The organism is uncultured Fretibacterium sp. (assembly GCF_938040765.1).
GTDB lineage: Bacteria > Synergistota > Synergistia > Synergistales > Aminobacteriaceae > CAJPSE01.
The window spans coordinates 1-12,045 of record NZ_CALIAA010000219.1; the positions used below are offsets into that span (position 1 = coordinate 1).

Consider the following 12,045-nt stretch of genomic DNA (forward strand, 5'->3'; position numbering starts at 1 on the left):
TTTCACCAGGCGTACGGAGAAGCACGTCGAACCGAAGGTTTGCGGAGCAGCCAAGGTGAGCCTTCATTCTTTACCTGCATCGACAACGCGGTAACGGTACCGCGTGTCGATGCAGGCGATGGACACGTCATTCAAGACCTGCCGGTCTTGAGGAGGCGGTCATCTGTTTACACGAAGCATACGAATGATTTGGATTTGAAATAAGGAGGATCCCGATGGATGCTGTTGCCAAGACAGACCTTGTCTCCAAAATGAATGCCGTCGTCAAGATCGTCTCCGAGGTCCTGGGGCTCCCCGTTACTGCCGAGTCGTCCATGGAGAACACCGAGGGCTGGGACTCCCTGAAGACCCTCCAGATCGTCATGGCGCTGGACGAGGCGGGGATGCCCGTCCCGCTCGAAAGGATCGCGGAGATACGCACCGTGGCGGACATCGCCCGATTCTCGAGGCAGGACCATGCATGATCTCGTGATCTACGGGGCGGGCGGACTGGGGCGTGAGGTCGCCGAGATCGTTAGGCGCATCAACGAGCGCCACCGGTTCTGGAATCTCCTGGGCTTCCTCGACGACGGAGCCGAGGCCGGAACGTTCTCGGGAGGACTTCCCATCCTCGGAGGGCGGAGCTTCGCCGAGGAATTCGACGGCCCTCTCGACGTCGTCCTTTCCATCGCCCGGCCCTCGGACAAGCGTGCGATATACGAGGCTCTGAAGCGCTGCCCCCACGTGCGTTTTCCGAACGTCATCGACACGGACTCGAAGCTCTCCTCCCGCATCGCGATGGAGGAGGGGGGGGTCGTCTCGCACTTCTGCTCCCTGTCCGTAGACATCAGTCTGGGCCGGTGCGTCTTCATCAACACCGGCTCCCATGTCGGACACGATTCCGTGCTGGGCGACTTCTGTTCCGTGATGCCCAACGTCAACATCTCGGGGAACGTCACGATAGGGGCGGAGTCCACCATTGGGGCCGGGGCTTCGATCCTCCAGGGACGATCGGTCGGCTCCGGGGTCATGGTCGGCATGGGCACCATCGTCCTGACCGACGTCCCGGATGCCTGCACGGTGCTGGGAAACCCCGCGCGAAAGTTCTGAGGCGCACGTGATGTTTCCAAAGGCGACCCCAAAGGCATCTCATTCCCCCTCCCTCATCCTTCTTTCGAACGTCACGGCCGAGAGCCTGGCCCTCCGGCTCAGGACGTTGCATGGACTCGATGCGGGAACCGCCCCCGGCTTCGACACCTGGAGGGCGGAGCTCCTGAATCCCGGATCCCCCGCTTGGGAGGCCGGAACTCTTTGTCTCGTTCTGCACGGTCCGGCCCTTTTCCCCGCCGGAGTCGGCGAGGATTTCGAGTCCGTCCTAGACGGCCTGTCCACCGCCATCGAGGAGGCGAAGCGGCAGCATCCCGACCGGACGCTGATCGTCTCCACCCTGGACCTTCCGCGGGCCCCCGCTCAGCCTCCGGCGGGTCCGAACCTCGAACGCCGCGCCGCTCAGCGCTGGCGGGATATTCTGGAATCCCTGCGTGTTCCCGTGCTCGATATCGAGGAGCTCGCCGCCGAGACGGGGCGGGAGAATTTCTACAATGCGAAGACGTGGTACCTTGGCGCCCTGCCCTTCTCCGCACGGGGGGAGACGCGCCTCGCCGCCGAGGTTGCGCGCATGGGGCGCATCCTGCAGGGGACACGCAGGAAATGCCTGGTCCTGGACCTGGACGGAACCCTCTGGGGTGGGGTCGTCGGCGAGGACGGCCTGGACGGAATCATCCTCTCGGACCATGGCGTCGGCGCCATCTACAGGGACGTCCAGGTCGCCGCAAAACGGCTCGCCCGACAGGGGGTGCTCCTGGCCATCGCCTCGAAGAACAACCCCGAGGACGCCCTGCGGCCTTTCCGGGAGCACCCCAACGCCGTCCTCCACGAGGAGGACTTCGTCTGCGTGAAGGCCAACTGGCTGCCCAAGCCGCAGAATATCGCGGATATCGCCCGTGAGCTCAACATCGGCATGGATTCCCTGGTCTTCATCGACGACAATCCCGTAGAGCGGGCGGCCGTTCGGGCCGGCTGCCCGGAGGTCGAGGTCCCGGAGTTCCCGTCCGACACGGCGGAGCTCCCTGCGTTTATGCGCGAGGTCGCGGACCGTTGTTTCACCGCGCCGCGCTTGGACGCCGAGGATGCCGCCAAGGCCGGAATGTATCGCGCCGAGGCCCTCCGAACGAGCGCCAGGGCGTCCTGCGGTTCCCTGGACGATTACCTCGCCTCGCTGGAGATGAAACTCGACCTTCACTCCCTGCGGGAGGACGAGGTGCCCCGGGCCGCACAGCTCTGTGCCAAGACCAACCAGTTCAACCTGACGACGCGCCGATACACGGAGGCGGACCTCCTCGTCATGCTCCGGGACAAGGCCCGCCGCGTCTGGATCGCCTCCCTGAGAGACCGTTATGGAGACTACGGGCGGATCGCCCTGGCGATTGCGGAGATATCCGGGACAGGAGACACGAAAAGCGCGCTTTTCGATACCTTTTTGATGAGCTGCAGGGCCATGGGGCGCGGCGTGGAGGGCGCCGTACTTACCTGGATCGAGGAGCTTCTCGGGTCCGAGGGGGTCACGGCCCTGAACGGCCGATACGTCCCCACCGCAAAAAACGAGCCCGTCCGCGATTTCTGGGAACGCATGGGCTATGCCGAAAACGGGGAACTCTGGAGCCGGAAGGCTCCATTCCCGGAAAGAAGGTCGTTCGTATGCCGAAACTCTTGATCGTCACCACCGTAGCCGCAACGCTCAGGGCCTTTCTGCTGCCCTACGCCCGCCACTTCAGGGATCTGGGCTGGCGCGTGGACGCCCTGTCGCGGGACTCGGAATCCTGCGCGGAGTGCCGGGAGACCTTCGACGCCTGTCACGAGGTCCCCTTTTCCCGAAAGCCCTGGGCGCTCCGCGGCGTGCGCCGGATGAACGGCGCGATCCGCAGCCTCGTCCTCCGCGAGGGGTACGACATCGTGCACGTCCACACACCGGTGGCCTCCTTCGTGACGCGAACGGCGCTGGGCCGGCTGCCCGCGGAACGGCGTCCGAAGATCGTCTACACGGCGCACGGGTTCCACTTTCACAGCGGCGGCTCGCCCCTGAAAAACCGCCTCTACCTGGAGCTGGAGCGCCGAGCGGCGCGTCGGACGGACCATCTGATCGTCATCAACGAGGAGGACCGCCGGGCCGCCTTGGAACACGCCCTCGTCCCTCCGGAGAGGCTGACCTGCCTTCCGGGCATCGGACTGGACCTGGCAAGATGGTCCCGAAAATCCGTCTCGATGGCCGGGGTATGCGGGCTTTACGAGGAGCTCGGGCTCGGCCGGGAGGACGAGCTCTTCCTCATGGTGGCGGAGTTCAACCCGGGCAAGCGGCACCGGGACGCCCTGACCGCTCTGGCCAAGACCGGACGGAGGGACTTTCATCTCGCCCTCGCCGGCAGGGGGCCGCTCGAGGACGAGATGAAGGCCCTTGCCGAGAGGCTCGGGATCTCCCGGCAGGTCCACTTCCTGGGGCAGCGTTCCGACATTCCCCTGCTGATGCTGACCTCACGGGCGACCATCCTCCCCTCGGAACGGGAGGGGCTGAATCGAAGCCTCATGGAGTCCATCGCCCTGGGCATCCCGGTCCTGGGTGCGGACGTGCGCGGCATACGCGATCTCGTCACCGACCCCTCCCGCGGTGCGCTCTACCCCGTCGGCAACTCCGCGGCCCTGGCGGCGGCCATGCTCGTCGCGGCCGCCGCACCCTCCGAGTTCCATCCCCTCCCCGACTCCCGATGGGACCTCGGCAACCTTCTGAAGGAGCACGAGAGGATCTACTCCGAACTGCTCGGATAGCTCGGAAGCGCATTCCCCCAGGCCTTTTTCTCCCAAGTTTCCCTCCTGCGGCTGGTGACTTTTCCGCAGAGATGGAGTATCGTTAAGGGGCTCCCCTCCCGTCCGAACAGGAGCGGGCGGAGGAGGGCCTGTTTTTATCTTTCAAAGGGGGTTTCATCATGCACGAGAGGACCATGAAAGACCTGCAGGAGGCTTTCGCCGGCGAGTCGATGGCCAACAGGAAGTACCTGGCCTTCGCGGATCAGGCGAACAAAGAGGGGTATCCCGGCGTCGCGAAGATGTTCCGTGCCATCGCCTCCGCGGAGACGGTGCACGCGACCGCTCACTTCCGGACTATGGACGGGGTCGGCGATACGGCCAGCAACCTGAAGGCAGCCCTGGACGGGGAGACCTACGAGTTCTCCACCATGTATCCCGGGTTCATCGAGGACGCCGAGGCCGAGGGGCACGCGGCCGCAAAGCGGAGCTTCCACCTCGCCAACGAGGCGGAGAAGGTTCACGGCGGGCTTTACAAGAAGGCCCTGGAGGGACTTGCCGCTCTCAAGGGCAAGGACGCCGACTGGTACCTCTGCCCCATCTGCGGCTTCGTCCACGAGGGATCGGCCCCGGATGTCTGCCCGATCTGCAAGGCCAAGGGGAGCGTATTCGTGAAGAACCCCGCGTGCTGATCCACAGCCGCAATCGTTGCATACAATACGGCGGCCTCCTCGGGAAGAGGAAAGCCGCCGTATTGTATTTATTGGGAATGCCCGAGGGCGGATCAGAACTCCTCGAGGCCGGCTATATTCAGCATCTGCCAGTTCTGGGAGTTGATCTCCTCGAGGATCTCGCTCAGGACCCTGTCCGCATCCTCGAAGGGAACCTGACACGTCCCCACCCGGCGATGCCCGCCGCCGCCGTACTTCAGCATCAGCTTGCCCACGTCCACGGTGGCCGTCCGATTCAGAATGCTGTATCCGACGGAGAAGACGCAGTTCTTCCCCTCCCTGCCGTCGAAAACGCGCACCGAGACGTTCTGATCCGGGTAGAGCGCGTAGATGATATGCCGGTTCCCCACGAAGGTCTCGTCTATCCCGCGAAGATCCGTGACGACGGCGGCCCCCTCGGTGCGGGAATGGTCCTTCATCATCCTCTCGAAGGGCTCGCGGTGGGCCTCGTAGAGGCGTACCCGCTCCTGAAGGTCCTCGAGCTGCATGATCTCGTCTACAGGCATGACCAGGAGGTGATCGATCAGGCAGTCCATCAGCTGATAATTGGAGATGCGGAAGTCGCGGTAGCGCCCGAAGCCGGTTCTGGGGTCCATGATGAAGGAAAGGAGGACCATCCCCTGCGGGTCCAGGACCTCCTCCCTGGAAAAGTGGGCGGAGTCGCACTTGTCGGCATCCGCCACCATGCCGTCGAAACGGGCGAGGCGTCCCTTGGCGCCGCCGTAGTATTCGTAGATGACCCGCGCACAGCTGGGAGCGGGCCAGGAGGCGCCGACATACTTGTACTGATGCATCACTCCCCGCGCATCCTCGCTGGTATGATGGTCGAACCACATGCCGCAGCCCGGGGCATAGGGGATGTTCACCAGGATGTCGTCGGCCGTGACTTCGATGAGCCCATCCTGCATGTCCTTGGGATGAACGAACAGTTTTTCGTCAAAAAGATTCAGGTCCTTGAGAAGTACCGCACACATCAATCCGTCGAAATCGGATCGGGTCAGAAGCCGCATCTCGGTTCACCTCCGCAAAAATGGCAGAAGTCCCTGCCTTCGCTGCTTTTCAGCGCAGATAAGCACGATAAAAGTGAGGATTTACCCTACGCCTTGCAGAGGTTGCAAGCGGGAAACCACGGCAACGCGTTTCTTTCCGATTGTGAAAAAGTACACGCAGGGTATTGCCGCGAAACGAAAGAAACCCTTTCGAGGCTGACCGGTCCGAAGACTCCAATTCCCCACTCCTTCTCATTTTAACTCAAAAAAGTCTGGAACGAAAGGCATCGGCCTCTATTTCTCAGGAAAGCGCCCTTGCCCGGGCCCGTCCGACAGCGCGGCAAGGGACAGAAATTCCCCGAGCACCTCAGGGAGTATGTCCATGGAATAACGCAGCTCCACCCGTTCGGTGAGCTTATGGGCATCGGCCCCGATGGGACCGAGGAGAACGGAGGGGATGTCGACGGACCTCAGGGCCTCGAGGGGGATGGAGTAGCCGCGGCCCCACAGGGGCATGTTGGCCGCCAGGGGCGCGATGTCGTCCCCCCCGCCGCGGAAGCCCGTGTAACTCAGGTCCGAGATCCCCTGAAAGATCTCGACCTCCGTGAGGCCCAGCCCCCGGTTCGCGAGGCTCCTCCGCACCGCCCCGGCGGCGCTTCGGATGGCCCGCTCCCGAGGTGTCCGCCCCTCGTTGACCCGGGCGGGATAGTAGGGCGGCAGGAAACCCACGACGACCAGAGGTCCCTTTTCCCCGACCCGATCCATCAGGAGCGAGAGGAACTCGACGTTGCGGTCCCGCTGGTCCGTTGCGGAGATGCGGGGAAGGAGCTCGTCCGTCAGACGCTCCCGGGACATCCCCGCCGCGGCGGCGGCCCTTCCCAGAAGCTCATCGACATCCAGCACCCGGACAGGCCGGTCCCCGCATCCCAAATGCTCGAAGGCGGATCGAAGCGCCCGGCCGGCCCTGGCCTTCATGTCCTCCAGGATCGAGGCCGGGGTCCGCTTCACGGTCAGGCAGTTGTAGTAGACAGCCGTGCGTTCGGGAAGCGTCACGGCATAGCGCTCCCGAAGGTCGCGCAGCCTCAGGCAGCAATCGGGCGAGAAGGTCTCTCCCCCGACGCTCTCGGCCCCGCGCCCCTCGATCGAGAGGTTCAGGCAGGAGGCTATCAGGGTCGAGTTCATCCCCTCCCCATAGTTTCCGACGTGAGCCTCCCTTCCGACGCACAGGAAGAAGGGCATGGCCTTGCCGATCGTGCCGAAATATATCCCGGGCCCATCGTTGCTCAGAACGGGTTCCGTGTCGACGCAGACAACAAACTCGAGCTTTTCCCGCTCCCGAAGGTCCAGGAGGGCCGGAAGGGACAGCCGCATCCCGGCGGAGTCGCCCTCCTCGTCCGGGACCAGCCAGAGCAGGACGTTGAAGTCCAGCTTCTCCCGGTCGGCCGCCCAGTCCTCCAGAAGGCACAGGTTGACGGCAATCCCCGTCTTCATGTCGGACACGCCCCGGCCGAACAGGTAATTTCCCGATTCGAGGTCTCGCCTTGCGTCGTCGGGCAGCTCGAGCCCGCCGATGCGGCTCGTGTAGGCTTCGGGGTCGAACGCCCATGGGCGCAGCGGACCGCAGACGTCGGTATCGACGACATCGAAATGCCCGGTCAGGATCACCGTTTTCCGGGTCGGACGAGCCGCCTTGAGAAGGGCCAGGACCGCCCTCCTGTCCAGAGGGTCCTCCTCCAGCCGCACAAGGCGCAGTCCACCCGGGTTCTCCCCGAAATAGGGAATGCGGGAGAGCCGGTCGTACAGGAACTGGGCGCACCGGTTCTCTCCCCCGTCGGACCCCGTGATGCTGGGGATGGCCACGAGACGCAGCATCAAATCATAAATACGCTCCCCCCTCGGGGTGAACCGAGGGCGCAAGTAGTCAAAGGGCAGCATTCTCCCACTCCTCCCCGAAAAAACGGTCGTTCCGACGAAGGCCCTCGCCTCCAAGTAAATCTTCGATATAAGAGAATTCACGCTCCATGCATCCCTCGGCCGCCGGGACTTCGCATACTTTACCACAGCCCTTCCGTCGGACGGGCAATACCTCGTCAGAGCGACGGTTGGATTTTCCCCTGGAAATAGCGTAAAATCAAATGGACCCTCGAGTCGAATTCGGAGGCATGGGGGATGAAGATCCGGATCCCCCGGAAAACGGTGACATTCCGAGCGGAGCCGGCCCGAGTCGGGGAACGAAAAACCGGGCAAGGAACGACTCCGAAGACGGGTTCATCGAGACCCATATTGCTAAGGAGGAATTTTTGTGAGACCTCAAAAAACAGTGTTCTATTTTCTGCATGGCCTCTGGACATTGGTCTTCGTCGCGTGTGTATTTTCCTCTGCCGCCCACGCCGCCGACCTTCAGATCGTCCAGGGGGAGGACGCTTATGTCGGCCAGGAGATCGTTCTGTCCCTGCAGGGCTCGCTCCTCTCACAGAAGCCCCTGTTCGAATGGTCCGTCAGCGGCGACGTCAAGTCCGTCCTGCTGAAAAACGGGGGGGCCGAGTTCGCGTTCACCCCGATCAACACCTCCGCCATCGATATCGAGGCCGTCGCCAAGAATCCTGACGGTCAGGTCCTGACCACAGCGAAGCTCGGACTCACCCCGCGCTACTTCGAGGTCGGGATCGAGAAGCTGGAGGATGAACCCCTCATGCTCTGGGACATCAAGGTCAAGGAGGAGCGTCCCACAACGGAGCTGGCCAGCAACCGTCCCATCCGTTTCGAGGCCAGACTCACCCCATCCTACAACGGAGAGCTGCGCTACGACTGGACCTCCGACGCTTCGACGTCGATCCTGAGCAGCGACGCCTCCCAGACCACGATAACCCGCAGCGAGATCGGAGATTCGGAGCTCTCCGTCCAGATCGTCAACGCGGCGGGGATCCCTCTGGGCCGCGCCTCCCGCGTCGTATCCGTCACCGTTCCGTCCTCCCGCATCGAGGATTCGGCACGCCAGAAGGCGGGCTGGACGGACTGGCAGGAGGCCCAGGCACAGTGGGCCCAGGAGCGTCATTCCGACGCTGTGGAGCTGGCAAAGCGCGCCGCGGCCCAGGTCCCGGAGGACCCCGACATCGCGGAGGGAGTCAAGGTCATGGGCGCCAATTACGACCGGATTCTTCGGGCCCTGGATCTCCAGAAGAAGGGCGCCGAACAGAGGGAAAAGGATCTTCTCGTCGAGGCACTGAAAATCTATCGGCGGGCCCGCGTCGTATGGCCCATGCCCGAGAGCGAGACGAGCATCAAGGAGCTCGAGGAAGCGATCGACGCCCTCCGGGTCAAGAATCAGCAGGCGGAGTGGCTGAAGGACACGGCGGCGGCCTACGATCAGGAGGGACAGATCCAGGAGGCGCTGGACTACTACAATCAGTCTCAGGCGCTGGTCCCATCCCAGGCGATCGAGGAGCGGATACTCCGCATCTCCCGGCGACTGGAGCTCATCGCCGAGGCGGACAAGCTCGCCGGCACGGGCAGTTCCCTCGAGCGGAACGGAAAGCTCGTCGAGGCCATCGAGAGCTACAAGGCCAGCCTCGAGAACAACCCCGACGAGGCCCTGGCCCTGCATGTGAAGGAGCTCGAGGAGATCGTCGTCCAGCGCAAGAGACAGGCCGCAGCCCTCTTCCGGGAGGGGAGCGATCTGCAGAGGAAAAGGCAGGAGACCGAGGCCCTGCTTCGATATCGTGAGAGCATGGCCATGTGGCCGAGCCCCGAGGCACAGAAGCGGATCGACGCGCTGGAGAGGACCGTTCGACTTCCCAAGAGCGCGGACATACGCGCTCCCGAGAACTTCGGCATAGGGACGAAGTCCGACGCTGCACGCTTCCTGATTGCGGGAAACAAACTCTACGGCGAAAAACGCTACAGGGAAGCTCTGGTTCAATACCGCAAGAGCTATGCGATCTCCCAGGACCAAATCCTGTCCGAGCTGATACGGAAGCTGGAGGCCTCCCTGAACGAGTACGAGGCCATCCAGGCCGCCAACAAACTGATCAAGGAGGGCAACCTTCTTTACAACCAGGGGCGCGTCCAGGAGGCGGCGGCGAAGTATCGGGAGAGCCTGGCCGCCCACCCCAACGCGGAGGTCGAGGCGTTTCTCAAGCATATCGAGGGCACCGCTTCCGGCAGCCCCGACGCTTCGCCGTCCGGACAGGGAAAATAACCGCGCGCCTCTTCCGGAATCGGGCGTTCTCGAGGAGGGGAAATCACTTGCTGATCATAGGTTTCTGCAACCTTAAGGGCGGCGTCGGCAAGACGACTGCGTGTCAGAACGTGGCCGTAGGCCTGGCCCGTTCGGGCAAGAGGGTCGCCGTTCTGGACATGGACCCGCAGAGCAACCTGAGCGCCAGCTTCGGCATCTCGGTCGCCCCCGGGGCGCTCCAGATCTTCGACCTGCTCTCCAGAGAAGCCGGCTGGGACGACGTCGTGACCTCCAAAGAGGGGGTCGACGTCATCCCCAGCTCGTTGGATCTGGTCATGGCGGAACTGCATCCCGAGGGCGCCATCGGAAAGGACACGCTCCTCCGCGAGGCCCTGGCCCTCGTGGACCCCAAACGCTACGACTTCATCCTGCTGGACAGCCCCCCTCAGCTCGGCGTATTCACCCGCAACGTGCTGACGGCCTCGAACCTGCTGGTCGTCCCCATGGATGGAGGCTTTTACAGCCTGGCCGGCCTGCGCCTTCTCAACGAGGCCATCCCGCTCTTCAAGGCACGCCTCAACCCCCAACTCGCGTTCCTGGGAATCCTCATGACCCGCCACAACCCCAACATCTTCATCTCCCGCGAGGTGGCTTCCGAGGTTCGCAGCTTCTTCGGCGACCTGTTCTTCTCGGCCTACGTCCGGCAAAACGTCAGTCTCATAGAGGCGTCCAGCCTGGGCATGTCCGTCTTCGCCTACGACCCGGCAAGCAACGGAGCGCACGACTACAAGCGCGTCACGGCCGAATTTCTCGAGAGGTGTCAGAATCATGGCTAAGAAGATCAGACCCAGCCTGAAGGATTACCTGAGGACGGGGGTCGTTCGCTTCAACGATGACGGGGAACCGGCGGCCGCCTCCCCGCTCGCCGACGGCCGCAGCCCGTCGTCGGCTCTTCTCGCCCTCCTCTCGGAGCGTGACCGCCTGACGTGGGAGCCGATCCTCGGCGCCGGAACGGAGATGCGAACCGCCCCCCTCGATTTCACGGCCCTGAGGGAGGAGTTCCGCAGCGCGGACAAGAACCGTTTCACCTACTACCTGCTGGCGGACGGAGAGGAGCACCTGCGCCCGGTGAGGACGAGCGTCCAGATCCGAAGCCCGCTGAAGCTCCTTTTGAGATGGGACGAGACGGGCATCCTGACCTGCTACGGACTTCAATGACCCCAACGTCGCGGTGACCAGCGTCATAATGACAGAAGGAAGCCCTCGGACGGCCCCATACAGAGGCACGAGCGCATCGTCTGTTGCTGCACCTATCGATTGCGTGCACTCGGCGAGGAAGGGAAATATACGGAATGAATCTGTCTCAGCTCAAATACTTTCAGGCTGTCTGTCAGTTTGGAACTATTACCAGAGCTTCGAAGGAGCTTCATATTTCGCAACCCTCCATTTCCAGCGCGATCAGGGAACTGGAGGAGGAGTACGGAGTGATCCTGTTCCAGAGAAGACATCATGGCATGGTCATGACCGAAGCGGGGAAACGTCTTTTGACGATGTCCAGAACTCTGCTCAGCGAAACGGAACGTTTGAACCGAGTCATGACCGAGCTGAGTGACGAGCGTAAAATCTTGCAGATCGGAATTCCTTCGTTGTTGAGCCTGTTCATCCTGCCCAAGGTCATAGAGGCTTATAAACGTAAAAGGCCCGATGTGCGGATTCGAGTCGAGAGTAGCGGCAGAAAAGAGGTATTCGAGCTGCTCACGGAAGGGGAACTCGATCTCGCGATACTGCCCTGCAGCACGTCAGGCTGTTTCGACTCGATCTACCATGCGGTTCCTCTTTTCACGCTGGAATTGGGAGTATGTGTTTCGCCGCGCCACCCGCTGAGCCGAAAGCCTGTCGTCACCATCGAAGACCTTCAGAGCGAGGATCTGGTGGTCTTCGAACAGGATTACCTGCATAAGGAAATCTTGTTCAATCGTTTCAAGGACGAGCACCTAAAGCCTAATATTTTGCTGGAGACATCGCAATTTTCTACAATCCTGAGTCTCGTGCAGCAGGGGGCCGCGGTCAGCTTCGTTCTCAAGGATGTCGTAGAGGAATGGATGGAGATAAAATACATCCCCATATCTCCGCAGCTCAGCCTGGACATCCGCATGATATGGCGGACCGACGACTATATGTTTCAGTCCATGAAAGACTTCATTCATTTGATGGAGACGATGGACAAGGACGACATGAGATCTTCCACGGACATCGACTCCGGAGCCTCCTGAACCGTCCCTGGACGACAATGAATTCAGGAAGACCCTGCAGC

12 protein-coding genes are annotated in these 12,045 nt (G+C 62.4%); 10 read left to right on the forward strand and 2 right to left on the reverse strand.

Going from position 1 to position 12,045, the window contains the following annotated elements:
• From Q0176_RS07485 to Q0176_RS07510, 6 genes are all read left to right on the forward strand, one after another.
• The coding region (locus Q0176_RS07485) for a hypothetical protein (RefSeq protein ID WP_299300962.1) at positions 1-204 on the forward strand (204 nt) is incomplete at its 5' end.
• Between the two features lie 11 nt (positions 205-215).
• Entirely contained in the window at positions 216-464 is a 249-nt protein-coding gene (locus Q0176_RS07490) for an acyl carrier protein (RefSeq protein WP_299300965.1), read from the forward strand.
• Positions 457-1,089 (forward strand): acetyltransferase, encoded by a 633-nt coding sequence (locus Q0176_RS07495; RefSeq protein WP_299300968.1) that lies wholly within the window; start codon positions 457-459, stop codon positions 1,087-1,089. Before Q0176_RS07490 ends, Q0176_RS07495 begins: the two co-directional genes overlap by 8 nt.
• A gap of 10 nt (positions 1,090-1,099) precedes the next feature.
• Positions 1,100-2,752 carry an HAD family hydrolase gene (locus tag Q0176_RS07500; RefSeq protein WP_299300987.1) on the forward strand — a complete coding sequence of 551 codons (1,653 nt, stop codon included), beginning with the start codon at positions 1,100-1,102 and terminating at the stop codon, positions 2,750-2,752.
• A complete protein-coding gene (locus Q0176_RS07505; protein WP_299300970.1) occupies positions 2,737-3,858 on the forward strand; it encodes a glycosyltransferase in 1,122 nt (373 codons plus the stop codon). The genes Q0176_RS07500 and Q0176_RS07505 overlap by 16 nt, the downstream gene beginning before the upstream one ends.
• A 158-nt stretch (positions 3,859-4,016) precedes the next feature.
• Positions 4,017-4,526, forward strand: coding sequence for a rubrerythrin family protein (locus tag Q0176_RS07510; RefSeq protein WP_299300973.1), 510 nt, complete (start codon positions 4,017-4,019; stop codon positions 4,524-4,526).
• A gap of 92 nt (positions 4,527-4,618) precedes the next feature.
• On the opposite strand, the gene Q0176_RS07515 is transcribed toward Q0176_RS07510, so the two are convergent.
• Both Q0176_RS07515 and Q0176_RS07520 read right to left on the reverse strand, forming a co-directional pair.
• Positions 4,619-5,575, reverse strand: coding sequence for an exopolyphosphatase (locus Q0176_RS07515; protein ID WP_299300975.1), 957 nt, complete (start codon positions 5,573-5,575; stop codon positions 4,619-4,621).
• Positions 5,576-5,848: 273 nt separating this feature from the next.
• Positions 5,849-7,426 (reverse strand): M20/M25/M40 family metallo-hydrolase, encoded by a 1,578-nt coding sequence (locus Q0176_RS07520; protein ID WP_299300990.1) that lies wholly within the window; start codon positions 7,424-7,426, stop codon positions 5,849-5,851.
• A gap of 430 nt (positions 7,427-7,856) precedes the next feature.
• On the opposite strand from Q0176_RS07520, the gene Q0176_RS07525 reads away from it, so the two are divergent.
• From Q0176_RS07525 to Q0176_RS07540, 4 genes are all read left to right on the forward strand, one after another.
• Positions 7,857-9,752 (forward strand): hypothetical protein, encoded by a 1,896-nt coding sequence (locus tag Q0176_RS07525; protein WP_299300978.1) that lies wholly within the window; start codon positions 7,857-7,859, stop codon positions 9,750-9,752.
• A complete protein-coding gene (locus Q0176_RS07530; RefSeq protein WP_299300993.1) occupies positions 9,749-10,567 on the forward strand; it encodes a ParA family protein in 819 nt (272 codons plus the stop codon). Before Q0176_RS07525 ends, Q0176_RS07530 begins: the two co-directional genes overlap by 4 nt.
• A complete protein-coding gene (locus Q0176_RS07535) occupies positions 10,560-10,949 on the forward strand; it encodes a hypothetical protein (RefSeq protein ID WP_299300981.1) in 390 nt (129 codons plus the stop codon). The genes Q0176_RS07530 and Q0176_RS07535 overlap by 8 nt, the downstream gene beginning before the upstream one ends.
• A 134-nt stretch (positions 10,950-11,083) precedes the next feature.
• Positions 11,084-12,004: a LysR family transcriptional regulator gene (locus tag Q0176_RS07540; RefSeq protein WP_299300984.1), complete on the forward strand. Its 921-nt coding sequence runs from the start codon at positions 11,084-11,086 to the stop codon at positions 12,002-12,004.
• The last annotated feature ends 41 nt before the right edge of the window (positions 12,005-12,045 follow it).